The organism is Achromobacter anxifer (assembly GCF_903652925.1).
Classification (GTDB): domain Bacteria; phylum Pseudomonadota; class Gammaproteobacteria; order Burkholderiales; family Burkholderiaceae_B; genus Achromobacter; species Achromobacter anxifer.
On sequence record NZ_CAHLAR010000010.1, the window covers coordinates 255,122 to 278,309 of the forward strand.

Here is a 23,188-nt window from a genome sequence, read left to right on the forward strand (position 1 = left end):
CCGCAATCAGCGCGGGTGCGCTTCCAGCCCGTCGATCAGCACCTGCCGCAGGCCGCGCGAGCAGGTTTCCACTCGCCCCTCCACCCCGTACACCGCCGCCAGCGAGGCCGGTGTGATCACGTCCGCCGGCAAGCCCGCGGCATGCAGCCGGCCGCCATGGATCATGACGGCCCGGTCGGCGTGCTGCAGCGCCACGTTCAGGTCGTGCAGCACGATGATGCTGATGAGGCCGTGTTCCTGAGTCTCCTGCCGCAGCAGCCGCATGACGTGGAACTGGTAATTCAGGTCCAGCGCCGACAGCGGTTCGTCCAGCAGCAGCACGCGCGGGTGCCGGATCAGCGCCTGCGCCAGTCCCACCAGCTGTTTCTGGCCGCCGGATAGTGAATCCAGGTACTGCAAGGCCAGATGGGCGATGCCCAGCCGCTCCAGCATCCGGTCTATGGCCTGCATGTCCACCGGCGTGGCCAGGCCGTCGCCGGCCTTGGCCGCCACCAGCACCGACTCGAACACGCGCAGATGCACGGCGGCGGGCAGGCCCTGGGGCAGATAGACCACGTGGCGGGCGCGTTCGCCGAAGCTCTGGCGCAGCAGGTCGCGGCCATCCAGCGCCACTGCGCCGGCGCGCGCGCGGACCAGGCCCGCCAGCGCCTTGAGCAGGGTGGATTTGCCGCTGCCGTTGGGGCCGAGCAGGGCGGTCACCTGACCCGCGGGCAGGTCGGGGATCGACAGTTCGTGCAGCACGTCCGCCCGCCCATAGCCGGCCGTCAGGCCTTGCACGGCCAGCGCGGAAGGAAGCGGGGCGTTGGACGTCGCGCTCATGGCATTTGCCGGCGCAGCACCACCGACGCAAAGAAGGGGATGCCGACCAGCGCGGTCACGATGCCCACCGGCACGATCACGCCCGGCACCAGGTTCTTGGAGGCGATCGAGGCCAGCGACAGGATCACCGCGCCCACCAGCGCGCTGCCCGGCAGGAAGAACCGGTGGTCCTCGCCGAACAGCCGCCGCGCGATGTGCGGCGCGACCAGTCCGATGAAGCCTATGGTTCCGACAAAGGCCACGGCCAGCGCCGACAGCAGGCTGACCCGCGCCAGCGCGGCGACGCGCACGCGGCGCACGTCCACGCCGAAGCTCGCGGCCCGGTCTTCGCCCAGCCGCAGCGCGGTCAGCTTCCACGATTGGCGCATGGCCAATGGCAGCGCCAGCGCGAAGGCTGCCGCCAGCACGGCCACGGTGGTCCAGCTGGAGCGCGACAGGCTGCCCATGGTCCAGAACACCAGATTCTGCAGCGCCTCGGCGCTGGCCATGAACTGCACCAGCGACACCAGGGCATTGAAGGTGAACAGCATGGCGATGCCGAACAGCACCACGCCGGAGGTGTTCATGCCGCCCCAACGGGTCACGGCATCCAGCATCAGCGCCGCCAACAGCGCGAACAGGAAGGCGTTGCCCGCCACCAGCCAGCCGACGGGCACGCCGGGCAGGCCCAGTTGCAGCACGATGGCCAGCGAGGCGCCGAAGGCGGCGGCCGACGACACGCCCAGCGTGAACGGGCTGGCCAGCGGGTTGTTCAGGATGGTCTGCATTTCGGCGCCGGCCATGCCTAGCGCCATGCCGACTAGCGCGGCCATCAGCGCGGACGGCAGGCGGATGTCCCACACGATCACCCGGGTGGTCGGATCGGCCGCGGACGGGGCGGTGAGCGTCTGCCATAGTTCGCGCCAGGGCAGGCCGGAGGGGCCCACGGTGAAGTCGATCAGCAGCGCAATGAAAAGCGCCGCCAGTAGCAGAGCGATAAGCCCTGCCCGGCGGCGCAGGATGTGCCGGTAAGCGGCAACCGCGCTTGCGGCTGGAGGCATTACTGCAGCAGCTGCAGGCGGCTCTTGGCCGTGCTGGCGGCCGGCGTGGTCGGGTAGTCGCGAACAATGCGCTGCAGCGTCGTCTTGGCGCCGGCGCGGTTGTTCATTTCGATCTGGCTGCCCGCGATGACCAGCAGGGCGTCGGGCGCGCGCGCATTGTCCGGGGCCTTCTGGACCATGGCGTTCAACTGCTCGATGGCACCCTTGAAGTCCTTCAGCGCATAGCGGCTGCTGCCCAGGTAGAACTGGGCGCTGGGCGCCAGCTGGCTGGCGGGATACAGGGCGGTGAACGCGGCCAGCGATTCGGACGCTTCCTTGTACTGGCCCTTGCGGAACAGGTCGATCGCGCCGTCATAGGCGGCCTGCTCCTGGGCGTCGCCCGCGGAGGCTCCCGGGGGATTCGCGCTGCCCGCGGCGCCGCCCGGCTTGGCGGACGGCTGCTGGCGCGACACCAGTTCCAGCTGGTCGCGCAACTGGGCGACTTCCTGTTGCAGGGCCTGGATCTGATCGGCCAGCTGCAGCTTGGCGCGCTGGCTTTGCTCGTTCTGCTGCTGCACCTGTTGGCGCAAATCCAGGATGGCCCGGCGGGCTTCATCGTCGGAGAAGGCGTGGGCGGGCGCCGCCAGGGCCGCAAACACCAGGCCGGTGGCCGCAATCAGAGGACGCAGGGACAGAACGTTATCGCGCATGAAAATTCCCGGATATAAAAGCAAACGTCGGGACGGCCGGTTGACCGTCCCGACGCGTGGTAGGGCTCTAGACTATACGAAAAGCTTAGCGGCGATAGACGATATCGGCGCGGCGGTTTTCCGCAAAGTCGGCTTCCGACGTGCCAGTCGCCTTCGGCTTTTCTTTACCGAAGCTGATGGTTTCGATCTGGTTGTCGCTGACGCCCAGCAGGGTCATCATGCGGCGCACGGCGTCGGCACGGCGCTGGCCCAGGGCCAGGTTGTATTCAGCGCCGCCGCGTTCGTCGGTGTTGCCTTCGATCTTGATGGTCTGCTGCTGATGCGAGGCCAGGTACTTGGCGTGGGTCTCGACCAAGCTGCGGTACTGGTCCGACACCGTGTAGCTGTCGAAGTCAAAGTACACCGAGCGCTGTTGCGCCAGGATGCTTTGGGGGTTAAAGGGATCAAGGATCTGGCCGGAGGCCGAGGATCCTTGGCCAGCGCCTCCGCCCTGACCCGCTTTATCGTCGAGAGGGACGGAGCTGCAAGCTGCCAGGGTGGCGGCCAGAGCGGCGATGGTTAGGCTTTTGGCAATGCGCGACTTCATGATAGTTCCTTTGCAAAGAGAGTCACACGTGTTATCGGGTAAATGGGCCCCAAGTCGGTTCACGTATTTCCCCGTTCAGTACCGAAAGCGTCTGCCGTACGCGGCCATCGCTCGAGACACCTGCAAGCACGCTACGGCCATTTTGGATGGCGGCGTAAAGGACTTGCATTCCATTTGGCGCAAAACTCGGGGACTGATCGTCACGACCATCAGTCAGCAAAGTCTCGGAGCCTGAGGACAGGTTCAACGATGCGATACGAAACGCGCCGTCGCGTCTTGCAACGTACAGTAGCGTCGATCCATCGGGGGAAATTCGGGGTGATATGTTGTAACCACCATTAAACGTGAGGCGGCGAGCTTCGCCACCACTCGAGCCGGTCTGATAGATTTGCGGCCCGCCGCTGCGGTCACTCGTAAAGATAATGGAAGCCCCGTCTGGCGTAAAGCTCGGTTCGGTGTCAATCCCGGGAGAACGCGTAACTCGCGTCGGATTCGAGCCGTCAGTCGCGCCAACGATGTAAATTTGCGACAAACCATCGCGGGTCAAAGCCACCGCCAGCTTGCTGCCATCGGGCGACCAGCCAGGTGCACTGTTGTTGCCTTTGAAGTTGGCGACAGGCGCGCGGGCGCTGGTTGCCAGATTGTGCACGTAGACGACAGGTTTGCCGGATTCGAAGCTCACATAGGCGAGCTTGGTGCCATCGGGCGACCAGGACGGCGAAATGATGGGCTCGCGCGAACGCAGGGCGACTTGCGGGTTCTGCCCGTCGGCGTCCGCCACCTGCAGTTCGTAGGTGGCGCCCTTCTTCAGCACGTACGCGATACGGGTCGAGAAGACGCCTTTAACGCCGGTGATCTTTTCGTAAATGCGGTCGGCGATCTGGTGGGCCACGCGACGCAGTTCCTGCTCGGTGCCCGAGAACGCCACGCCGTCCAGCTGGCTCTTCTTGACCGTGTCGGCCAGGCGGTAGCGGACGTCGTAGCGACCGTCGGCGCCGCGGACGATGCTGCCGTAGGCGATGAAGTCGGCGCCCTTGCCGCGCCAGTCATCATGCGCGATGGGGGAGTCCACGTTCAGGCCGGAGCCGGCGGCGTTGATCAGGCGGAACTGGCCCGTGCGGGTCAGGTCGGCGCGGATGACTTCGGCCAGGGCGCGGCCGTGGGTGTCATCGACGGCGAAATCGGCGATGGCCACGGGATACTGGGTGGCTCCGGTGCCGGAGATATCGACGCGCAGCTGCGCGTGGGCGGGCTTCATGGCCATCAGGCAGGCCAACGCCAGCATCAGCAGCCCGAGTCCATACGATCGCCAGAGAGCGAGGGGGGGTACTCGTCGGCTATAAGCGGGAGTCATATTCATCAATCTCCTGTCAATCATACATTCTGTACACAACGTCAATAATGGGTTCGTAGCGGCCCGTCGAGGGCTTCGGGAAGGGGTTGCAACGGCGGATACCGGTTTCGACCGCGCGGTCAAAGCCGGAGTTGCCGGAAGAACTGGTCAAGGTAACGCCATTGACCTTCCCGTCAGAACCTAACTGTACCCGGTATTGTGCCGTGGGATTTTCCGATCCGCTGCGGGGCGGGGGCGGATACGCCACCCCGGGTTGCACGCAGGCGCGGACCTTGGCTCCATAGCCGCTGTCGCGTCCGCCGCCCGCCTGGTTGCGGTCGGCCGTGCCGCCAGGGATGCCGGCGGCGCCCAGGGCGTCGTTGCGGAAGGCATCCTTCAGCGCCTTGTCGGCGGCGGCCTTCTTGGCGGCCTCTTCCTTGGCCTTCTTTTCGGCGGCAGCCTTGTCGGCCGCGGCTTTCTTCTCGGCGGCGGCCTTTTCGGCGGCCGCTTTTTCCTGGGCGGCTTTCTCGGCAGCAGCCTTGTCGGCGGCAGCCTTCTCCGCCGCGGCCTTCTTGGCGGCGTCGTCCTTGGCTTTCTTTTCCGCGGCAGCCTTGTCGGCGGCGGCCTTATCAGCAGCGGCCTTGTCCGCCGCAGCCTTCTCGGCGGCCTGGCGTTCCTGTTCGAGGCGCTTCTTTTCCTTCAGCTCGGCCTGCTTGCGCTCTTCGTCGAGGCGCGCCTTTTCCTTGGCGGCCTCGGCGGCCTGGCGTGCCTTTTCCTCTTGTTCGCGCTTCTTCTTGGCTTCCTGCAGCGCGATTTCGGGATCGACTTCCTCGGTCTTGGGCTGAACCTGGGGTTCAGGCTTGGGCGGAGGAGGCGGGGGCGGCGGCTCGGGCGCCTTTTCAGGCTCCGGTTCCGGCTTGGGCTCGGGCTTCGGCTCCGGCTTGGGCTGTTGCTTCTGGGGTTCGGGTTGGGGCGTGGGCGGCGGGGAGTCGGGCGAGTTGCCGTCTGCCCAGAGTTGCACCTGCACGGGGCCGGGGTTCTCCGAGCGCCAGTTCACGCCAAAGATCAAGACGATCAGCAGCAGCACGTGCACCGCCACGGCCAGAATCAATGCCTTCCGGTTGTCGTGGTTGGGCGGGGTGGCTGGCGGGCCGCTGCGGTGTCGAATAATGGGTGGCGTCATGAGCGTTGCATGCCGGCAGCGCCGGCGGAAGGCGTCGCGTTAGCGTTTTTTCGCGGGTGCGGGCTGGGAAGCGCCGCCGGCGGACTGATCCACCAACAGGCCCAGGCGGGTGATGCCGTTGGTGCGAAGCTCATCCATGACCTTCACGACCGTTTCATACGGCACCTTGCCGTCGGCGGCGATGACCACCGGCGTTTCCGCGGTAATGCGCGAACGCACTTGCGCCACCAGTTCGGGGCGCGCGATGTCCTGCATGGTGGCGCCGGGTTCGCGCACGCGCAGGGCGATCTTGCCGTCTTCCGAAATCTGTACTTCCAGAGGCTTGACCGGCACGTCCGAGGCCGCGCCGACCGAGGGCAACTGGATCAGGCCGGGCGTGATGAGGGGGGCCGTCACCATGAAGATGACCAGCAGCACCAGCATCACGTCGATGTACGGCACCACGTTGATGTCGGCCTTCATGCGGCGGCCGGACCTGCCGCGTGAGCTTACCGAGGGCATTAGCGCACCTGCCGTTGCAGAATGTTCAGGAATTCATCGACGAAGCTGTCGAAACGGATCGAGATGCGGTCGATGTCGTTCGTGAAGCGGTTGTAGGCGACCACCGCGGGAATTGCCGCGAACAGGCCGATGGCGGTGGCGATCAGGGCTTCGGCGATGCCGGGAGCCACCGAGGCCAGGGTGGCCTGCTGCATGTTCGACAGGCCGATGAAGGCGTGCATGATCCCCCAGACCGTGCCCAGCAGGCCGATATACGGAGAGACGGAGCCGGCCGAGGCCAGGAAGTTCAGGTGCGACTCCAGCGAATCCATTTCGCGCTGGTAGGCGGCGCGCATGGCGCGGCGCGGGCCGTCCAGCAGGGCGGTGGCGTCGCCGGACGAATTGCCGCGGCGGGCCTTCAGGAATTCGGTCATGCCGGCATCGAAGATGCGGGCCAGCGCGCCCTGTTCATCGCGGCGCGAGGCCACGGCCTGCTGCAGCATGGACAGGTCGCCGCCCGACCAGAAGTCGTCTTCGAAACGGCGGGTCTGGGCGTGGGCACGCTTGATCGCCAGGCGCTTGGCGAAGATGTAGGTCCAGGACATGATCGAAATGCCCAACAGCATCAGCATGATCAGCTGGACCGGCACGCTGGCGTGCGAAATCAGCGAAAGCAACGACATGTCGTTGGTGACTTGCATGGTTATTCCTGAATGAATTCCAGTTTGGCGCGAACGTCAGCCGGCAACTCCGCCGGCCGCATGTGAATTGCATCGACGCAGCAGACTTGGATGTTGCCTTCGGCAAGCAGTTCCCCGTCGCGTTCCGCGCGCTGCGCGAAGTGTATCGAAGCGCGGCCCAGTCGTGTGACCCGGCTGCGTATGGTAAGTAAATCGTCCAGCCTGGCCGGTTTCCGGTAGGACATGTCCAGGGAGCGGACAACGAATAGCCGTTGCTCGCTGGCAGCCAGGTTGGACTGGTTGACTCCCAGGTTGCGCAGCCACTCGGTGCGTGCGCGTTCCAGGAATTTCAAGTAGTTAGCGTAGAAAACCACTCCGCCTGCATCCGTGTCTTCGTAGTAGACGCGGACTTGCAGGACGGATTCGGCGGACTTCGGGTCGGTCACGATACGGATATGAGAGGGCAGGTCGGGACGCGAGAAGTCCGTAGTTACTATAAGGTTACAGCGTGTCCAGCTTCGTCAACACGGCGTCAAGCGCGGACTCTACCGGAATCTTGGCCGCTTCGGTTTCGCGACGGGCCTGCAATTCCACCACACCATCGTTCAGGCCGCGTTCTCCAACTGTTACACGCAGCGGGGCGCCGATCAGCTCCCATTCAGCAAACATCACGCCCGGGCGGGCATCGCGGTCGTCCAGGATGACGTCCACGCCGCGCGCCAGCAGCGATTCGTACAGTTTCAGCGCGGTGTCACGCACGGTTTCACTTTTGCCCCAGCCGACCGGGCAGATTACCACTTCGAAGGGGGCGATCGCCCGCGGCCAGATGATGCCGCGGGCGTCGTGGTTCTGCTCGATGGCCGCGCCCACGATGCGGGTCACGCCGATGCCGTAGCAGCCCATTTCCAGGACGGCCGGCTTGCCGGTTTCGTCCAGGAAGGTGGCCTTGAGGGCTTCCGAGTACTTCTTGCCCAGGTAGAAGACGTGGCCCACTTCGATGCCGCGCTGGATCGACAGGGTGCCCTTGCCGTCCGGAGAGGGGTCGCCGGCGACCACGTTGCGCAGATCGGCCACCAGTTCGGGCTCGGGCAGGTCGCGGCCCCAGTTCACGCCCTGGATGTGGAAGTCTTCCTTGTTCGCGCCGCAGACGAAATCAGCCATGTTGGCCACGGTGCGGTCGGCGATGACGTGGACCGGACGGGCCGTCTTGACCGGGCCCAGGTAGCCGGGCTTGCAGCCGAAGGCGTCGACGATCTCGGCTTCGGTGGCGAAGCGGAAGCCGGCCAGGCCGGGCAGCTTACCGGCCTTGATTTCATTGAGTTCGTGGTCGCCGCGCAGCAGCAGCAGCCAGATGTCGGCGCCCTTTTCGCCGTCGGTGGCCAGCACGATCGACTTGATCGTGCGCTCCAGCGGCAGGCCCAGCAGCTTGGCCACGTCCTCGCACTTGGCGGCGCCCGGCGTGGCCACGTCGGCCATGGCCTGGGACGGTTCGGCGCGGCTGGCGTACAGGGAGGGGGCTTCGGCCAGCTCGATGTTGGCGGCGTAGTCCGAGTCGGCGTTGTAGACCAGCAGGTCCTCGCCGGTGTCGGCGATCACCTGGAATTCGTGGCTGCGGGTGCCGCCGATCGAGCCGGTGTCAGCGGCCACCGCGCGGAATTCCAGGCCCAGACGGCCGAAAATGCGCATGTAGGCGTTGAACATGTTGTCGTAGCTGGCCTGCGCGCCGGCTTCGTCGCGGTCGAAGGAATAGGCGTCCTTCATGGTGAATTCGCGGCCGCGCATCAGGCCGAAGCGGGGGCGGCGCTCGTCCCGGAACTTGGTTTGGATGTGATAGAAGTTCACCGGCAGCTGGCGATAGCTGTGGATTTCGTTGCGCGCGATGTCCGTGATGACTTCCTCGGATGTGGGCTGCAGCACGAAATCGCGCTGGTGCCGGTCCTTGATGCGCAGCAGTTCGGCGCCGTACTGCTCCCAGCGGCCCGATTCCTGCCAGAGCTCGGCCGGCTGGACCACCGGCATCAGCAGCTCGATTGCACCCGCCGCGTTCATTTCGTCGCGGACGATGGCTTCAACCTTACGGATGACTTTCAGCCCCAGGGGCATATAGGTGTAGATGCCGCCCGCGAGCTTGCGGATCATCCCTGCCCGGGTCATCAGCTGGTGGCTGGCGACTTCGGCTTCGGAAGGGGCTTCTTTGAGGGTGTTGATGTGGTAGTTGGATGCGCGCATGTTTAAAGGTGGCAGCAGATACGTATAATCGACCGTAATTGTATTGAATTCGGTGGGGGTGGCCCATGCTTGACCGCGAAGGCTACCGCCCCAATGTCGGCATCATTCTCGTCAACGGTAGAAACGAGGTCTTTTGGGGCAAGCGTATCAGGGAACATGCCTGGCAGTTCCCGCAGGGCGGCATCAAGTACGGCGAAAGCCCGGTGCAAGCCATGTATCGCGAACTCCATGAAGAGGTGGGCCTGAAGCCCGAGCATGTCCGTATTTTGGGGCGTACACGCGATTGGTTACGTTATAACGTGCCCGATCACTTCGTCCGGCGTGAGTGGCGCGGCCACTATAAAGGACAAAAACAGATTTGGTTCTTGTTGCGCCTGGTAGGACGTGACAGTGATGTTTGCTTGCGCGCGACGCAGCATCCGGAATTCGATGCCTGGCGCTGGAGCCAGTATTGGGTGCCCCTGGATGCCGTGATCGAGTTCAAGCGCGATGTCTACACCCAGGCGCTGAACGAGTTGTCCGCAATTTTGTTCCGGCGCCACCACGAAACCCGCTACTTGCGCCAGCGCGTGCATGGACAACGGGCGGCAGAGAATTTGCCCGAAGGAACGGACGGTCATGCGCATATTGTTGGTTGAAGACGAACGGGACATGGCGTCCTGGTTGATGCGTGCGCTCGCCCAGAGCGGGTTCGTGCCGGACCACGCGGCCGACGCCCGCACCGCCGAAGCCTTCATGGCGGGCACGGAGTACGACGCCATCGTCATGGACCTGCGCCTGCCCGACAAGCACGGGCTGGTCGTGCTGCGCGAAATGCGCAACCGCGACGACCGCACCCCCGTGCTGCTGCTGACCGCCCAAGGCGCCTTGCAGGACCGCGTGCGGGGCCTGAACCTGGGCGCCGACGACTTCCTGACCAAGCCTTTCGCGCTCGAAGAACTGGAAGCCCGCCTGACGGCGCTGGTGCGCCGCAGCCGCGGCCGCCAGCATCCGCGCCTGCAATGCGGTTCGCTGTCCTACGATAGCGAAAGCCGCGCTTTCACCCTGGACGGCTCGCTGCTGTTCCTGACCCCGCGCGAGCACGCCGCCCTGGCGGCGCTGCTGACCCGCAGCGGCTATCCCGTGGACAAGTCGCAATTGTTCGGCAAGGTCTTCACGCATGACAGCGAAGCCAACCCGGACGCGATCGAGGTCGTGCTGCACCGGCTGCGCAAGAAACTGGCCGGCAGCGACGTGCGCATCGTCACCGTGCGCGGGCTGGGGTACATGCTGGAAAGCGTCGCCAGCGAGTCCGCGGAACCCTGAGTGGGCCTGCGGCTATCCAGGTTTCCGCGCGTGGGCATCCGCGCGCTCTTGATCATCCTGCTGTTGCCGGGCGTGATCGTGCTGCTGGTCGTGGACAGCGTCAACGACTACCGCACCCTGTCGGAGATCACCAACGAAGCCTACGACAGCGCCCTGGTGGAGCCCGCCAGGGTGCTGGAAAGCAGCCTGGAATTCACCCCTGACGGTAATCTGCAGGTCGCCACGCCGCTTTACGCGCAGGTGATGCTCGAGTCCCGCGCGGGACTGCGCAAGTATTTCCGCATCGAAGAAATAGACCCGCCCCAGCCGGATGACGCCCAGGTGCCCACGGCGCCGGGCAAGACCCTGCTGGGCATGCCCGAGATGCCGCGTCCGCTCACCTGGCCGCGTTCCAACAGCCAGCCGGTTTTCTACGACAGCGTCTATCGCAACGATCCCGTGCGCGTCGTCGCCGTGGTGCGGGACCTGTATTACCAGGGACAGCATCGCCAGGTGCTGGTCATCGTCGCCGAAAGCACAGGCAAGCGCATCGAAGCCGAGAACAACGCGCGGCGCCAGGAAATCCTGCGCGACACGCGCATGCTGGCGCTGGTCGCGCTGCTGGTCTGGTGGGGCGTGTCGTGGGCGCTCAAGCCGTTGCGCCGGCTGCGCAACGACATCCGGGGCCGACGCCCCGATGATCTGACGCCCTTGGACGCCTCGCGCGTGCCCAGCGAAGTGGCGCCGCTGGTCGACGCCGTCAACCACCATATCGCCCGTTACCGCCGCGTCCTGGACGAGCAATCGCAGTTCCTGGCCGACGCCTCCCATCAGTTGCGCACGCCGCTGGCCATCATGCTGACGCAGGCGCAGTACGCGCTGCGCGAACGCGATCCCGCCCGCGCGCAGGAAGGCCTGCGCGGCATCGTCGACCAGCTGGGCCGCACGCGCCGCCTGACTGAACAGCTGCTGTCGCTGGCCCACGCCAACCAAGCCGACCAGTTGCCGCGGCAGTTGCTGGACATGAACACCGTGTCGCGCGAGGTAGTGCTGCAGTACCTGCCGCTGGCGCATGAAAAGCAGCAGGACCTGGGCTGGGTGCAGGCGGGCTCCGAAGAGGGCCTGGAAACGCCCGCGCCCGTGTCCGGCAACGAGGCTGAATTGCACGAAGCGCTATCGAACCTGGTGCACAACGCCATTCACTATGCGCCCGTGGGCGCGCGTATCACCGTGTCGGTCTGCTGCAAGGGTGACCGCGCCGAGGTCGCCGTGTCCGACAACGGCCCCGGGCTGGACCCGATACTGCGCCAACGCGCCTTCGCGCGTTTTGAAAGGGTCGGCACCGACAAGCCGGTCGCCTCCTCGGGCTCCGGCCTGGGCCTGGCCATCGCGCGCGCCTATGCCCGCCGCAACGACGGCGACATCGAACTGCGCGACGGCGAGCCCAATGCGCAGGGCGGCGTGGGCCTGGCGTCGGTGCTGTGGCTGCCGCTGGCATCGACCGTCTCGCAATATCCGCGCCCGCTCGATGTCGAGCTCAAGGGCGATCAATAGTCTTCCGCGCTTCCTCCGCTGCGCCGATTACATCCGTGTTTCGATTTCCTGTCAGGGATTACCCCCGGATTCAGGGTCGCGACAGCGCATAGAAAGCGAATTAGCAGCTTCCCTCCGTAATCTGCGTTCGGGCCTGTAGCCAGGTACCGGGTGGCGCTCGCGTCGAGCGAACCATCCCGGGCAGGCATAGGCCTCGCACCACGAAGGAGGAAGAAGTGCAAAAGACAATCAACAGAAAGGACTATTACGGCGGAGCCCTGATGGTCCTGATCGGGTTGGGGGCGATCTACGGCGGTACCGACTACCACATCGGCACGCTGAGCCACATGGGGCCGGGGTTCTTCCCCGCAGCGCTCGGCGGCCTGCTCGCGCTGACCGGCTTGCTGATCGCAATCTCGGCGCGCTCGGGAGAGTCGTCCGCGCCGCCGCCCGGCGACGGCCACGGCCATGGCCTGCCCGATTTCCGCGGCGGCGCCTGCATCCTGCTGGGCATCCTGGCCTTTCTGCTGCTGGGCCATTACGGCGGCTTGCTGCCCGCCACGTTCGCCATCGTATTCATCTCGGCGCTGGGCGACCGTAACAACACGATCAAGCAAGCCCTGCTGCTGTCGATCGCCATGACCGTCATCGCGGTCGTCGTCTTCTGGTGGGCGTTGCAGCTGCAGCTTCCGCTGTTTCGCTGGGGTTGAAGCGCCATGATTTCTCAATCTTTGATGGACCTCTGGTACGGCTTCGGCGTCGCCTTCCAGTGGCACAACCTGATGTGGTCGTTCTTCGGCGTGCTGGTGGGCAACCTCATCGGCGTGCTGCCCGGCATGGGCGCGCTGTCGGCCATTTCCATTCTGCTGCCGCTGACCTACGTGATGCATCCGGTGCCCGCCATCCTGATGCTGGCCGGCATTTTCTACGGCTCGCAGTACGGCGGCGCCATCGGCGCGATCCTGCTCAACCTGCCTTCGCATCCGCCGCACGCGGTGACCTGCCTGGACGGCTATCCGCTGACCAAGCAAGGCAAGGGCGGCACAGCGCTGGGCATCACGATGATCTGTTCGTTCTTCGCCGCCTCGGTGGGGATCATCGTCATGATCTTCGCCTCGCCGCTGCTGGTCGAAGTCGCGTTCAAGTTCGGTCCCACCGAAATCTTCTCGATCATGCTGCTGGGCCTCCTGGCCGGCGCCACGATGTCCCGTGGCTCGCCGCTGAAGGGCGTGGCGATGACGCTGTTCGGCCTGATGTGCGGCGTGGTCGGCACCGACGTGAACACCGGCACCATCCGCTTCTCGTTCGGCCTGCTGGACCTGTCCGACGGTCTTGAGCTGGTGGCGATCTCGATGGGCTTGTTCGGCGTGGCCGACTTTCTGATGAGCGTCAACCGCATGACCATCATCGGTAGCGGCGCCAAGCTGCGCCTGCGCGACATGCGTCCCAGCAAGCAGGAGCTCAAGACCGCGTTCTGGCCCATGGTGCGCGGCACGGCCGTGGGCACCCTGTTCGGCGCAATGCCCGGCACCGGCCCCACGATCACCACCTTCGTGGCCTACGCGCTGGAACGCAAGATCTCCAAGACGCCCGAGAAGTTCGGCACCGGCATGATCGCGGGCGTGGCTTCGCCCGAAGCCTCGTCGCACTCCAAGACGCAGGTCGACTTCATCCCGACGATGAGCCTGGGCATCCCTGGCGACGCCGTGATGGCGCTGATCCTGGGCGCGCTGCTGATCCAGGGCATCCAGCCCGGCCCGCAGCTGATCACCGAGCATCCGGACATCTTCTGGGGCCTGATCGCCAGCTTCTGGGTCGGCAACGTGCTGCTCATGGTGCTGAACGTGCCGCTGATCGGCGTGTGGGTGAAACTGCTGCAGGTGCCGTACCGCTACCTGTTCCCGTCCGCGCTGTTCTTCATCGCGGTGGGCGTGTTCAGCACGCAGAACAGCCTCTTTCAGATCTGGGAAGTGCTGGCCTTCGGCGTGATCGGCGCCATCCTCATGACGCTGGAGTTCTCCGTCGCGCCCATCCTGCTCGGCTTCGTGCTCGGCCCCATGGTCGAAGAGAACTTCCGCCGCGCGCTGCTGCTGTCGCGCGGCGACCTGGCGGTGTTCGTGGAACGTCCGATCAGCGCCTGGTTCATCGGCGCGAGCGCCTTGCTGATCTTCCTGCAGGTGTGGGCCTTCCTGCGCCGCAACAAGAACAAGGGCAAGCCTGAAGTGCCGCAAACGGCCTGATTGCTGCCTGTCCCTGTCCGCAAGCGGCCCGGCTCATGCCGGGCCGTTTGATTTGTGGGACGCCATCCCTCATGCTTGAGGCTTCCCCGGACTGCACACAGAGCCACCATGCACATACTCTTTGCCTGCCCCCATCACGATCCCGCCGCCTGGGTCCCGCTACTGGAAGCCGCGATGCCAGGATGCCGCATTTCGGTGTGGAACCCTGATGGCCCGCCCTCGGGCGCGGAGGCGGCTCTGGTCTGGCGTCCGCCGGCCGCGCTGTTCAAGCACGAAACCAACTTGAAGACGCTGTTCAACCTGGGCGCGGGCGTCGATGCCTTGCTGAAGATGCCCGAGATTCCGCCGCAAGTGCGCATCGTCCGCCTGGAAGACGCGGGCATGTCGGTGCAGATGGCCGAATACGCGCTGTATGCGCTGCTGCGCGTGGCGCGCGATTTTGAAGCCTTCGGCCATTCGCAGGCGCGCCAGCACTGGGACAACCGCGAAGGCTCGCGCCAGGCGGACTGGCCTGTGGGAGTGCTGGGGCTGGGGCAGGTGGGCGCGCGCGTGGCGCAGACTCTGGCCGAGTTCGGCTATCCCGTGGCGGGCTGGTCGCGGTCCCCGCGCGAGATCCCGGGCGTCGAATCCTTTGCGGGCGAGGCGGCCCTGCCGGCTTTCCTGGCCCGCACGCGCTTCCTGGTGAACGTGCTGCCGCTCACGCCGGACACCGTCGGCATCCTCAATCGCGAGACGCTGTCGCAGCTGCTGCCGCATGCCCACCTGGTCAACGTGGGCCGTGGCGAGCATCTGGTCGAGGACGACCTGGTGCAGATGCTCGAAGAAGGCGAGATCGACGGCGCCACGCTGGACGTGTTCCACACCGAGCCGCTGCCCAAGGATCACCCGTTCTGGCGCGACGCGCGCGTGCACGTCACGCCGCACATCGCCGCGCGCACGCTGCGCGATGAAAGCATCCGGCAGATCGCGGGCAAGGTCGCGCAATTGGAGCGCGGCGAGGCGATCACCGGCGTGGTGGATCGTTCGCGCGGCTACTGAACGATTGGGCTATTGGGCCGGCGGCGGGGCTTTTTCCAGCCGCTGGTACATGGTGGGCAGGCGTTCCGACAGGAAATCGAGCAGGGCGCGCACGGCGGGCATCATGCCCCGCCGCGACGGATAGATGCAATGCACGATGCCTTCGGGCGATTGCCACTGCGGCAGGACCGGCACCAGCTGACCGCGCCGCAGTTGCTCATGTGTTGCGATCGACGGCAGCAGGGCGATGCCCCGGCCGCGCACGGCCGCTTCGGTCAGCACGATGAAGTCATTGCAGGACAGCTGCGGCTTCAGCTCCACATGCACCTCTTCGCCCTTGTCGTTGCGCAACGGCCAGCGCACTTCGTTTTGCGGGTCGCTGAAGCTCAGGGTGGTGTGGGTGGCCAGGTCCTGCGGCGTGTCGGGCGTGCCGTGGCGTTGCAGATAGCTGGGGCTGGCGACCAGCGTGCCGCGCGCCGTGCCGAAGTGGCGCACGACCAGTTCGGCGTCCGTATCCAGCTTGGTGCGCACCCTCAGCGCCAGATCCACGCCTTCGCGGATCAGGTCGACGCGGCGGTTGGTCACCAGCAGTTGCACCGACACCGCAGGCCAGGCGTCCAGGAATTCGGGCAGCAAGGGCGCAAGCACGTCCTGCGCAATGGACACCGGGCAGCTCACGATCACGGGCCCGGTGGGCTCCGCCTGCAACTGCCGCATCGCGTCGTCCGCGGCGCGGGCCGACGCGGCCATTTCCCGGCAATAGTGCAGATAGCGTTCGCCGGCCGAGGTCAGGCGCAGGCGGCGCGTCGTGCGTTGCAGCAGGCGTACGCCCAGGCTTTCTTCCAGGTGCGAGATCCGGCGCGACAGCCGGGATTTCGGGATGTCCAGCACCCGGGCCGCGGCGCTGAAGCCTCCCTGTTCGACGACTTGGGAGAAGTAATAGAGGTCGTTGAGATCTTGCATGATTGTTCTATGCCTGGAACGAATAGTTCATCATAACCGGGTTTATGTGAATAATTAACCCGTCTACAGTGACGTCATGCATTCGGGATCTGACACAGCTTACGGATCCTGACCGCCCGCCCGGCGCGGGCCATCACTGGAGAAATTTGCAATGAAGACCCTGGTAATCCTTTCCTCTATTCTCGGCGATCGTTCCAACAGCAAGCAATTGGCCGATCACCTGATTGCGCGCGTCAAGGCGTCCAACCCGGCCGCGGCCATCAAGGTCCGCGACATTGGCGCCCAGCCCATCCCGTACTTCGACGGCAACACCGCCGGCGCGCTGTTCACCCCGGCCGACGCGCGCAGCGTGGAGCAGCAGCGCCTGGTTGAAATGAGCGACACGCTGGTCGCCGAATTGATGGAAGCCGATCGCATCGTCTTCGCCGTTCCGGTCTACAACTTCAACCTGCCGGCGCAGTTCAAGAGCTATCTGGACCACGTTGCCCGCGCTGGTGTCACGTTCCGCTACACCGCCGAAGGCGTGCCGGAAGGCCTGGTCAAGGGCAAGCAGGTGTTCGTGCTGACCGCCCGCGGCGGCAAGGCCGAAGGCACGCCGTCCGATACGCTGACGCCGTACCTGCGCCAGATGCTTTCCTTCCTGGGCATGAACGACGTTACCTTCGTCGCCGCCGAAGGCATGGCCATGGGTGAAGTGGCCGCGCTGGAAGGCCTGGCCCAGGCCAAACAGCGCATCGACGCGCTGCTGCCGGTCGCGCAGCAAACCAGCCTGGCCGCGTAAGCGCTCGGTCGGACAAGGAAAAGGCGAGCCCTGGGGCTCGCCTTTTTCATGCCCTGCGGGCCGGGATCAGTCGCGCAGGCGCTTGATCAGGCTGGAAGTGTCCCAGCGGCCGCCGCCCATCTTCTGGACGTCGCCGTAGAACTGGTCCACCAGCGCGGTCAGGGGCAGGCGCGCGCCGTTGTGGCGGGCCTCGGACAGCACCAGTCCCAGGTCCTTGCGCATCCAGTCCACCGCGAAGCCGAACTCGAACTTGTCGTCGACCATGGTGCCGCCGCGGTTCTCCATCTGCCAGCTCTGCGCCGCGCCCTTGCTGATCACGTCCAGCACCAGCTTCATGTCCAGATCCGCCGCCTGGCCGAAAGCGATGGCTTCGGACAGGCCCTGGACCACGCCGGCGATGCAGATCTGGTTGACCATCTTGGCCAGTTGGCCGGCCCCGGAAGGGCCCACCAGGGTGACTGCGCGGCCGAAGCTCTGCGCCACGGGTTTGATCGCGTCGAACACGGCTTGCTCGCCGCCGCACATGATGGTCAGCACGCCGTTGACCGCGCCGGCCTGTCCGCCCGACACCGGGGCGTCGATGAAATTCAGGCCCAGGTCCTTGGCTTGCGCGTAGAGTTCGCGGGCCACGTCGGCCGACGCCGTGGTGTGGTCGACGAAGACCGCGCCCGGCGTCATGCCGGCGAATGCGCCGTCCGGTCCCAGCACGACGCTGCGCAGGTCATCGTCGTTGCCTACGCAGGCGAAAACGATCTGTGCGCCTGCGACCGCTTCGCGCGGCGTGGCCGCGCTCTTGCCGCCGAATTCGGCGGCCCAGGCCTGGGCCTTGGCGGGCGTGCGGTTGTAGACCGTGACGTCATGTCCCGCGCGCGCCAGATGGCCGGCCATGGGCAGGCCCATCACGCCCAATCCGAGGAAAGTGACTTTCTGGGGTACGACAGCGTCGTAGCTCTTGGTACCGATCGTTGCCATGCAGGGAACTCCGCTTTTATGAAGGTAGGGTCGTCAGGGCCGCAGGCGCCTGTAAACAGGCCCTAACCTTAACGCAATCAAAAGCCCGCGGCGAGTCCATCCCGCCGGCTGTCGCTGGCGCTGACATAGCCGTCCACGGCCGGGTCGCCCAGCCGCCAGATGAACTGTCCCGAACCGAAGTCCATGTAGGAGTCCGCCATGCTTTCCAGCACGTGGCCCCGGGCGCGCAGGCCCTCGGCGACCGCAGGGGCCAGGCCGGCCTCCGCGTCCAGCGACAGCCCTTGGTTCCATTTCCAGCGGGGCGCGTCGCAAGCGGCCTGCGGCTGCTGGCCGTAGTCCAGCATGCGCACCAGCGTTTGCACCTGTCCCTGGGGCTGCATATTGCCGCCCATGACGCCGAAACTCATGACGGGGGCGCCGTCGCGCATCAGGAAGGCAGGGATGATGGTGTGGAAGGGGCGCTTGCCGCCCGCCACCACATTCGGGTGGTCCGGCTCGGTGCTGAAGCAGTGTCCGCGGTTCTGCAAGCTGACGCCAGTGCCTGGCACCACCACGCCGGAGCCGAAGCCCATGTAGTTCGACTGGATGAAGCTCACCATCATGCCGCACTTGTCGGCGGCAGTCAGGTAGACCGTGCCGCCGCGCGGCGCATGGCCGCTGGCGTAGGCCTGCGCCGTGTTGGGATCGATCAGGCGCGCGCGTTCGGCCAGGTAGGCGGCCGACAGCATCTGCTCGGGCGTGACGCGCATGTGGCGTGCGTCGGCCACGTGCGCATACACGTCGGCGAAGGCCAGCTTCATTGCCTCGATCAGCAGGTGCTGTGTTTCGGGATGGTCGACCGGGCGTGCGGCGACGTCGAAATTCTGCAGGATGCCCAGGGCAATCAGGGCCGCTATGCCTTGGCCGTTGGGCGGGATCTGGTGCAGCGTGTGGCCGCGGTAGGACTGGCTGATAGGCGCGACCCACTGCGGCGCATAGTCGCGCAGATCGGCGAGCGTCAGCGCGGCGTCGTGCGCCTGGGCATGCGCCACCAGCTTGTGCGCGGTCTCGCCTTCGTAGAAATCCCTGCCGCCGCTGGCGGCGATGCGCTTGAGCGTGGCGGCCGCGCCGCGCAGGATGAAGTGTTCGCCCACCTGCGGCGCGCGGCCGCGCGGCAGGAAATGTTCGGCAAAGCCCGGCTGCGGCTGCAGGATGTCGGCTTGCGCCGCCCATTTTTCCTGCACGATGGGCGACACCGCGAAGCCGCGCTCCGCGTACTCGATGGCGGGCGCCAGCACGTCGGCGAAGGCCAGCTTGCCCAGTTTTTCATGCAGCGCGGCCCAGCCGGCCACGCAACCCGGCACGGTCACGCTGTCCCAGCCGCGGACGGGAATCGCGCCCTGATGCTTGCGCCGGAAGTAATCCAGGTTCCACGCGCCGGGGGCGGTGCCCGAGGCGTTCAGGCCGTGCAGCCTGGAGCCGTCCCAGATGATCGCGAAACAGTCCGATCCCAGCCCGTTGCTGACTGGCTCGGTGAGAGCCAGCGTGGCTGCCGCGGCGATTGCCGCGTCGACGGCATTGCCGCCTTGCGCCAGGATCCGCAACCCGGCCTGGGCGGCCAGCGGCTGCGAGGTAGCGACAACGTTGCGTGCGAATACCGGGCGCCGCGTGCTGGGATAGGGGTTGTTCCAGTCGAAATTCATCTCGAATCATCGCGTGGGGTAAACCCCTAGCTTAACGTACGAGAACGGCGTTTGAACATGACCAGTATTGAAATGTAGCCATTGGTATTGTTTGCCGCGAGCGCCATTCCGCGTGCCCAAAGAAAAACCCCCGGCAAGCCGGGGGTTTTCAGGGCGAAGCCGCCGCGGGGCGGCGGGCTGCGCTTTAGTCTTCTTCGACGAAGGTCTCTTCGCGCTTCTTGCGGATCGCGGGCAGGGCCACCAGGATCACCAGGAAGACGGCGACGGCCAGCAGCGAAGCCGACAGCGGACGAGTCACGAAGGTGGTGAAGTCGCCGCGCGACAGCAGCAGGGCGCGACGGAAGTTTTCTTCCATCATGGGGCCCAGCACCAGGCCCAGCAGCAGCGGGGCGCCTTCGCACTTCAGCTTCGACCACACGTAGCCGACGATGCCGAACATGGCGGTGGTGAAGATGTCGAACGTGTTGTAGTTCAACGAGTACACGCCGATGGTGCAGAACACCAGAATCGCCGGGAACAGGATGCGGTAGGGCACCTTCAGCAGCTTGACCCACAGGCCGATCAGCGGCAGGTTCAGAACCACCAGCATCAGGTTGCCGATCCACATCGAGGCGATCAGGCCCCAGAACAGCTCCGGGTGGCTCGTCATGACTTGCGGGCCGGGCTGGATGTTGTGGATGGTCATGGCGCCGACCATCAACGCCATCACGGCGTTGCCCGGGATGCCCAGCGTCAGCAGCGGGATGAACGAAGTCTGGGCCGCGGCGTTGTTGGCCGATTCCGGACCGGCGAGGCCGGCGGGGTGACCCTTGCCGAAGCGTTCCGGGTTCCTCGAGATCTTCTTTTCCAGCGTGTAGGACGCGAACGACGACAGCACGGCGCCGCCGCCCGGCAGGATGCCCAGGGCCGAACCCAGGGCCGTGCCGCGGAGCACCGCCGGATACGATTCCTTGAATTCAGTCTTGTTGGGGTACAGCGAGCCGATCTTGTCGGTGATGTCGACGCGGTTTTCCTTCTGCTCGAGGTTGGTCATGATTTCGGCAAAGCCGAACACGCCCATGGCCACGATGGCGAAGTCGATGCCGTCTTGCAGTTCCGGCACGCCGAAGTCGAAACGGGCAACACCCGAGTTCACGTCGGTGCCGACCATGCCCAGCAGCAGGCCCAGGATGATCATCGCGATAGCCTTGGGCAGCGAACCCGAAGCCAGCACCACGGCGCCGACCAGGCCCAGGCACATCAGCGAGAAGTACTCGGCGGGGCCGAACTTGAACGCGACTTCAGCCAGCGGGGGCGCGAAGGCGGCCAGCAGCAGCGTGGCCACGCAACCTGCGAAGAACGAACCCAGCGCGGCGATTGCGAGGGCGGCGCCAGCGCGGCCGTTGCGGGCCATCTGGTGGCCGTCCAGCACGGTCACCACCGCGGACGTTTCCCCTGGCAGAGCCACAAGAATTGCCGTCGTGGAGCCGCCGTACTGGGCGCCGTAGTAGATGCCTGCCAGCATGATCAGGCCGGCCACCGGGGGCAGCACGTACGTGATCGGCAGCAGCATTGCGATGGTCGGGACGGGGCCGATGCCGGGCAGCACGCCGATCAGCGTGCCCAGGATGCAGCCCAGCAGCGCGTAAAGCAGGTTCTCGGGCGTGAACGCCACCGAGAAACCCAACATGAGGTTGTCAAACAATTCCATGACCGCTTGCTCCTTAGTTCATGCCCAGAAAGGACGGCCACAGCGGGAAAATCAGCCCCAGCCCCTTGACGAATGCCAGATACGAGAACACCACCAGGAAGATGCCGTTGGCGACGGCGACCTTCAGGTTGAACTCATGGCTGGCCAGGCTGCTGACGACAACCAGGATGAACACCGAAATGTAGATGCCCAGCAGTTTGAGGATCAGGCCGTACAGCACGACGGATCCAACCACCAGGAACACGATGCGCCAGTCGAACTTGTCGACGTGCGTCTCGTGGGCCTTCTTGGACAGCGAGCCAAGCAGCACGATGGCGCCCAGCAATGCCAGAACTATGCCTAGCCAGAAAGGAAAATACCCTGGGCCCATTCGGGCGGCAGTACCCATTTGGTAGCTGCTGGCCTGCCAGGCGAATCCCAGTCCAAGGGCGATGAACATCACCCCCGACCAGAAGTCCTGTCGATTGCGTAGCTGCATGATTGGTTGGCTCCTGTTTACAGCATGTAGATAGAAAAGGGTCTGTGGCCGAACTCGCCGACAGGCGAGTGACAGGCACAAAAAAGGCACTTCGGGGTGCCATTTGTTCTTATGAAAGGAAAGGCGTGGTTTCTTGAAAGGGCGAATGGTAATGGACGCCCGGCACGCTGCAAACCCTGTAAGGTCGGTGAAAGGCTGGGGTTTTCCCTAAAATGCGGGAACTCCCGACCCCGAGTTGTAACGGGCCTGCAGGTTTGAGGGTTGTTTGAAAGCTAAGTGAAAGTTTATAGAAAGAAAGCCGAAAGCCGCATCGGCCGGATGCGTGGCTTTTGAATGAGGAGGGGCTGTGCGCCGGATGAAGATCGGCGTGAGTCGGCGGAGGGTGCCGTGCCGCAGGCCGCGCGGTAAATCCTACTGAATATTGCCGGGTTTCTCACCTTGCGTGAAGAGGCCCCGTTCAACCCAGGATGGTTTACGATAGCGCCCATGCTGCAAGATCTAGACCAACTCGCCGCCCGCATAGGGCAACTGGTGCAACGCACCCGCCAACTCCACGCTGAGCGTGACGCGTTGCGCCAACGCCTTAACGAAACCGAAGCTGAGCAGCGCGTGCTCAAGCAGCGCGCCGCCGAGCGCGAGGCCGATATCGTCACGCTGCAAAGCAAGCTTCAGGATCATGACGGCGCGGTCACCGCGATGCTCGAGCAGGCCCAGCAGGCCGAAGCCTCGCTGCGCGAGCAACTGGCTCGCGAAACCTCCGAACGCCAATCGCTCGAATCGCGTTTCTCTGCGCGTGAAACCGAATTGCAGGGCAACCTGCAAACCCGCGATACCGAATTACAGCGCTTGCGCGTGGCCGCCGCATCGGCCCGCGAGCGCATTGACGCCGTGCTGGCCCGCCTGCCGGGCGCACCGTCTGGAGAGCAACACTGATGGAACGCGTAGATGTCACCATACTGGGGCGCGACTATTCCCTGGCGTGTTCCACTGAAGAGAAGCCGACGTTGTTGGCCGCAGTGCGCCACGTGGACCAGCTGATGCTGCGCATCCAGGGCACGGGCAAGGTCTCCAGCAACGAACGCATTGCCGTGATGGCCGCCTTGCAGGTCGCCGGCGAGCTGCTCGCCATGAAAGCGCCCGATGGTCCTCTGGGCGGTTTGGCGGTCGGCGACTTCAAGCGTAGAATCGAGGACATGAACGCAGTACTCGATGACGCCTTGTCGGGTCAGGAAAAACTGCTCTGACCGTTCATAAAGCTGTATTCAAGTATTTTCAGTTTGTCCCTGCCGTGTTCGTGACTAGGCCATACATTCTCTGAACCTATGTCTTTTGGCATATTGGTTGCGGGAGTGCAGAGCTGGAGTGATCGTCTCCTGTAGACGAACCCGACGCTCTTCGGAACGCGACCACCTTGAACCTCAGGGTTCGAGATGCCGGCCTTGACGGCACAGGCGGGGCATCTATCCCTGCGGGCCTGCCATGAGAGCAGGTCCGCATCGGGCGCCTCAC

At 65.2% G+C, this 23,188-nt stretch carries 24 protein-coding genes and 1 other RNA gene; 10 read left to right on the plus strand and 15 right to left on the minus strand.

The window, feature by feature from the left end; translation table 11 throughout:
• Positions 1–6: 6 nt before the first annotated feature.
• From HWY37_RS27160 to HWY37_RS27205, 10 genes are all read right to left on the minus strand, one after another.
• The gene (locus tag HWY37_RS27160; protein WP_176090269.1) at positions 7–819 is read right to left on the minus strand and encodes an ABC transporter ATP-binding protein; all 813 of its coding nucleotides are present in this window, start codon (positions 817–819) and stop codon (positions 7–9) included.
• Complete coding sequence (locus tag HWY37_RS27165) at positions 816–1,859, minus strand: FecCD family ABC transporter permease (RefSeq protein WP_176090270.1); 1,044 nt, start codon at positions 1,857–1,859, stop codon at positions 816–818. The genes HWY37_RS27160 and HWY37_RS27165 overlap by 4 nt, the downstream gene beginning before the upstream one ends.
• Complete coding sequence (gene ybgF, locus HWY37_RS27170) at positions 1,859–2,548, minus strand: tol-pal system protein YbgF (protein WP_175209999.1); 690 nt, start codon at positions 2,546–2,548, stop codon at positions 1,859–1,861. The genes HWY37_RS27165 and ybgF overlap by 1 nt, the downstream gene beginning before the upstream one ends.
• Before the next feature lie 85 nt (positions 2,549–2,633).
• Complete coding sequence (pal, locus tag HWY37_RS27175; RefSeq protein WP_175209997.1) at positions 2,634–3,134, minus strand: peptidoglycan-associated lipoprotein Pal; 501 nt, start codon at positions 3,132–3,134, stop codon at positions 2,634–2,636.
• A gap of 31 nt (positions 3,135–3,165) precedes the next feature.
• Positions 3,166–4,488, minus strand: a complete 1,323-nt coding sequence (gene tolB, locus HWY37_RS27180; protein ID WP_175210015.1) for a Tol-Pal system beta propeller repeat protein TolB — start codon at positions 4,486–4,488, stop codon at positions 3,166–3,168.
• A 16-nt stretch (positions 4,489–4,504) separates the two neighbouring features.
• Positions 4,505–5,650 carry a cell envelope integrity protein TolA gene (gene tolA / locus HWY37_RS27185; protein WP_175209995.1) on the minus strand — a complete coding sequence of 382 codons (1,146 nt, stop codon included), beginning with the start codon at positions 5,648–5,650 and terminating at the stop codon, positions 4,505–4,507.
• A 39-nt stretch (positions 5,651–5,689) separates the two neighbouring features.
• Positions 5,690–6,151 (minus strand): ExbD/TolR family protein, encoded by a 462-nt coding sequence (locus HWY37_RS27190; RefSeq protein WP_042796386.1) that lies wholly within the window; start codon positions 6,149–6,151, stop codon positions 5,690–5,692.
• Positions 6,151–6,831, minus strand: a complete 681-nt coding sequence (gene tolQ / locus HWY37_RS27195; RefSeq protein WP_042796387.1) for a protein TolQ — start codon at positions 6,829–6,831, stop codon at positions 6,151–6,153. Before tolQ ends, HWY37_RS27190 begins: the two co-directional genes overlap by 1 nt.
• Before the next feature lie 2 nt (positions 6,832–6,833).
• Positions 6,834–7,256: a tol-pal system-associated acyl-CoA thioesterase gene (gene ybgC, locus HWY37_RS27200; protein ID WP_175209993.1), complete on the minus strand. Its 423-nt coding sequence runs from the start codon at positions 7,254–7,256 to the stop codon at positions 6,834–6,836.
• Positions 7,257–7,311: 55 nt separating this feature from the next.
• Positions 7,312–9,039, minus strand: coding sequence for a proline--tRNA ligase (locus tag HWY37_RS27205; RefSeq protein WP_176090271.1), 1,728 nt, complete (start codon positions 9,037–9,039; stop codon positions 7,312–7,314).
• A 65-nt stretch (positions 9,040–9,104) separates the two neighbouring features.
• Here HWY37_RS27205 and HWY37_RS27210 point away from each other — a divergent pair, with 65 nt between their 5' ends.
• The 6 genes from HWY37_RS27210 to HWY37_RS27235 all read left to right on the plus strand — a co-directional run bounded on the left by HWY37_RS27210 (position 9,105) and on the right by HWY37_RS27235 (position 15,134).
• A complete protein-coding gene (locus HWY37_RS27210) occupies positions 9,105–9,677 on the plus strand; it encodes an RNA pyrophosphohydrolase (RefSeq protein ID WP_042796390.1) in 573 nt (190 codons plus the stop codon).
• Positions 9,658–10,344, plus strand: coding sequence for a response regulator (locus HWY37_RS27215; RefSeq protein WP_056327910.1), 687 nt, complete (start codon positions 9,658–9,660; stop codon positions 10,342–10,344). Before HWY37_RS27210 ends, HWY37_RS27215 begins: the two co-directional genes overlap by 20 nt.
• Positions 10,345–10,374: 30 nt before the next feature.
• Positions 10,375–11,877 (plus strand): sensor histidine kinase, encoded by a 1,503-nt coding sequence (locus tag HWY37_RS27220; protein ID WP_175210014.1) that lies wholly within the window; start codon positions 10,375–10,377, stop codon positions 11,875–11,877.
• A gap of 260 nt (positions 11,878–12,137) precedes the next feature.
• The gene (locus tag HWY37_RS27225; RefSeq protein WP_175210012.1) at positions 12,138–12,566 is read left to right on the plus strand and encodes a tripartite tricarboxylate transporter TctB family protein; all 429 of its coding nucleotides are present in this window, start codon (positions 12,138–12,140) and stop codon (positions 12,564–12,566) included.
• 6 nt (positions 12,567–12,572) lie between these two features.
• Positions 12,573–14,096 (plus strand): tripartite tricarboxylate transporter permease, encoded by a 1,524-nt coding sequence (locus HWY37_RS27230; RefSeq protein WP_175209989.1) that lies wholly within the window; start codon positions 12,573–12,575, stop codon positions 14,094–14,096.
• A 108-nt stretch (positions 14,097–14,204) separates the two neighbouring features.
• Positions 14,205–15,134, plus strand: coding sequence for a 2-hydroxyacid dehydrogenase (locus tag HWY37_RS27235; protein WP_176090272.1), 930 nt, complete (start codon positions 14,205–14,207; stop codon positions 15,132–15,134).
• Positions 15,135–15,143: 9 nt separating this feature from the next.
• Here HWY37_RS27235 and HWY37_RS27240 read toward each other — a convergent pair whose 3' ends face one another.
• A complete protein-coding gene (locus HWY37_RS27240; protein WP_175209986.1) occupies positions 15,144–16,076 on the minus strand; it encodes a LysR family transcriptional regulator in 933 nt (310 codons plus the stop codon).
• 151 nt (positions 16,077–16,227) lie between these two features.
• On the opposite strand from HWY37_RS27240, the gene HWY37_RS27245 reads away from it, so the two are divergent.
• Positions 16,228–16,857 carry an FMN-dependent NADH-azoreductase gene (locus HWY37_RS27245; protein ID WP_176090273.1) on the plus strand — a complete coding sequence of 210 codons (630 nt, stop codon included), beginning with the start codon at positions 16,228–16,230 and terminating at the stop codon, positions 16,855–16,857.
• A 66-nt stretch (positions 16,858–16,923) separates the two neighbouring features.
• On the opposite strand, the gene HWY37_RS27250 is transcribed toward HWY37_RS27245, so the two are convergent.
• The 4 genes from HWY37_RS27250 to HWY37_RS27265 all read right to left on the minus strand — a co-directional run bounded on the left by HWY37_RS27250 (position 16,924) and on the right by HWY37_RS27265 (position 21,679).
• Positions 16,924–17,829, minus strand: a complete 906-nt coding sequence (locus tag HWY37_RS27250) for an NAD(P)-dependent oxidoreductase (RefSeq protein WP_175209982.1) — start codon at positions 17,827–17,829, stop codon at positions 16,924–16,926.
• Positions 17,830–17,906: 77 nt separating this feature from the next.
• Complete coding sequence (locus HWY37_RS27255) at positions 17,907–19,511, minus strand: gamma-glutamyltransferase family protein (protein WP_175209980.1); 1,605 nt, start codon at positions 19,509–19,511, stop codon at positions 17,907–17,909.
• A 184-nt stretch (positions 19,512–19,695) separates the two neighbouring features.
• Entirely contained in the window at positions 19,696–21,201 is a 1,506-nt protein-coding gene (locus HWY37_RS27260; protein ID WP_175209978.1) for a tripartite tricarboxylate transporter permease, read from the minus strand.
• 13 nt (positions 21,202–21,214) lie between these two features.
• Positions 21,215–21,679, minus strand: coding sequence for a tripartite tricarboxylate transporter TctB family protein (locus tag HWY37_RS27265; protein ID WP_175209976.1), 465 nt, complete (start codon positions 21,677–21,679; stop codon positions 21,215–21,217).
• Positions 21,680–22,165: 486 nt separating this feature from the next.
• Here HWY37_RS27265 and HWY37_RS27270 point away from each other — a divergent pair, with 486 nt between their 5' ends.
• The 3 genes from HWY37_RS27270 to ssrS all read left to right on the plus strand — a co-directional run bounded on the left by HWY37_RS27270 (position 22,166) and on the right by ssrS (position 23,141).
• The gene (locus tag HWY37_RS27270) at positions 22,166–22,612 is read left to right on the plus strand and encodes a hypothetical protein (RefSeq protein ID WP_175209974.1); all 447 of its coding nucleotides are present in this window, start codon (positions 22,166–22,168) and stop codon (positions 22,610–22,612) included.
• On the plus strand, positions 22,612–22,923 hold the full coding sequence (locus HWY37_RS27275) for a cell division protein ZapA (RefSeq protein WP_175209972.1): 312 nt from the start codon (positions 22,612–22,614) through the stop codon (positions 22,921–22,923). Before HWY37_RS27270 ends, HWY37_RS27275 begins: the two co-directional genes overlap by 1 nt.
• Before the next feature lie 33 nt (positions 22,924–22,956).
• A non-coding RNA gene (gene ssrS / locus HWY37_RS27280) (6S RNA) lies at positions 22,957–23,141 on the plus strand.
• Positions 23,142–23,188 lie beyond the last annotated feature (47 nt).

Bases quoted from the DNA above. Each gene is read 5' to 3' on its own strand.
- HWY37_RS27160 (WP_176090269.1), bottom strand. From the start codon at position 819: ATGAGCGCGACGTCCAACGCCCCGCTTCCTTCCGCGCTGGCCGTGCAA.
- HWY37_RS27165 (WP_176090270.1), bottom strand. From the start codon at position 1,859: ATGCCTCCAGCCGCAAGCGCGGTTGCCGCTTACCGGCACATCCTGCGC.
- ybgF (WP_175209999.1), bottom strand. From the start codon at position 2,548: ATGCGCGATAACGTTCTGTCCCTGCGTCCTCTGATTGCGGCCACCGGC.
- pal (WP_175209997.1), bottom strand. From the start codon at position 3,134: ATGAAGTCGCGCATTGCCAAAAGCCTAACCATCGCCGCTCTGGCCGCC.
- tolB (WP_175210015.1), bottom strand. From the start codon at position 4,488: ATGACTCCCGCTTATAGCCGACGAGTACCCCCCCTCGCTCTCTGGCGA.
- tolA (WP_175209995.1), bottom strand. From the start codon at position 5,650: ATGACGCCACCCATTATTCGACACCGCAGCGGCCCGCCAGCCACCCCG.
- HWY37_RS27190 (WP_042796386.1), bottom strand. From the start codon at position 6,151: ATGCCCTCGGTAAGCTCACGCGGCAGGTCCGGCCGCCGCATGAAGGCC.
- tolQ (WP_042796387.1), bottom strand. From the start codon at position 6,831: ATGCAAGTCACCAACGACATGTCGTTGCTTTCGCTGATTTCGCACGCC.
- HWY37_RS27205 (WP_176090271.1), bottom strand. From the start codon at position 9,039: ATGCGCGCATCCAACTACCACATCAACACCCTCAAAGAAGCCCCTTCC.
- HWY37_RS27210 (WP_042796390.1), top strand. From the start codon at position 9,105: ATGCTTGACCGCGAAGGCTACCGCCCCAATGTCGGCATCATTCTCGTC.
- HWY37_RS27215 (WP_056327910.1), top strand. From the start codon at position 9,658: ATGCGCATATTGTTGGTTGAAGACGAACGGGACATGGCGTCCTGGTTG.
- HWY37_RS27225 (WP_175210012.1), top strand. From the start codon at position 12,138: ATGGTCCTGATCGGGTTGGGGGCGATCTACGGCGGTACCGACTACCAC.
- HWY37_RS27230 (WP_175209989.1), top strand. From the start codon at position 12,573: ATGATTTCTCAATCTTTGATGGACCTCTGGTACGGCTTCGGCGTCGCC.
- HWY37_RS27235 (WP_176090272.1), top strand. From the start codon at position 14,205: ATGCACATACTCTTTGCCTGCCCCCATCACGATCCCGCCGCCTGGGTC.
- HWY37_RS27240 (WP_175209986.1), bottom strand. From the start codon at position 16,076: ATGCAAGATCTCAACGACCTCTATTACTTCTCCCAAGTCGTCGAACAG.
- HWY37_RS27245 (WP_176090273.1), top strand. From the start codon at position 16,228: ATGAAGACCCTGGTAATCCTTTCCTCTATTCTCGGCGATCGTTCCAAC.
- HWY37_RS27250 (WP_175209982.1), bottom strand. From the start codon at position 17,829: ATGGCAACGATCGGTACCAAGAGCTACGACGCTGTCGTACCCCAGAAA.
- HWY37_RS27255 (WP_175209980.1), bottom strand. From the start codon at position 19,511: ATGAATTTCGACTGGAACAACCCCTATCCCAGCACGCGGCGCCCGGTA.
- HWY37_RS27260 (WP_175209978.1), bottom strand. From the start codon at position 21,201: ATGGAATTGTTTGACAACCTCATGTTGGGTTTCTCGGTGGCGTTCACG.
- HWY37_RS27265 (WP_175209976.1), bottom strand. From the start codon at position 21,679: ATGCAGCTACGCAATCGACAGGACTTCTGGTCGGGGGTGATGTTCATC.
- HWY37_RS27270 (WP_175209974.1), top strand. From the start codon at position 22,166: ATGCTGCAAGATCTAGACCAACTCGCCGCCCGCATAGGGCAACTGGTG.
- HWY37_RS27275 (WP_175209972.1), top strand. From the start codon at position 22,612: ATGGAACGCGTAGATGTCACCATACTGGGGCGCGACTATTCCCTGGCG.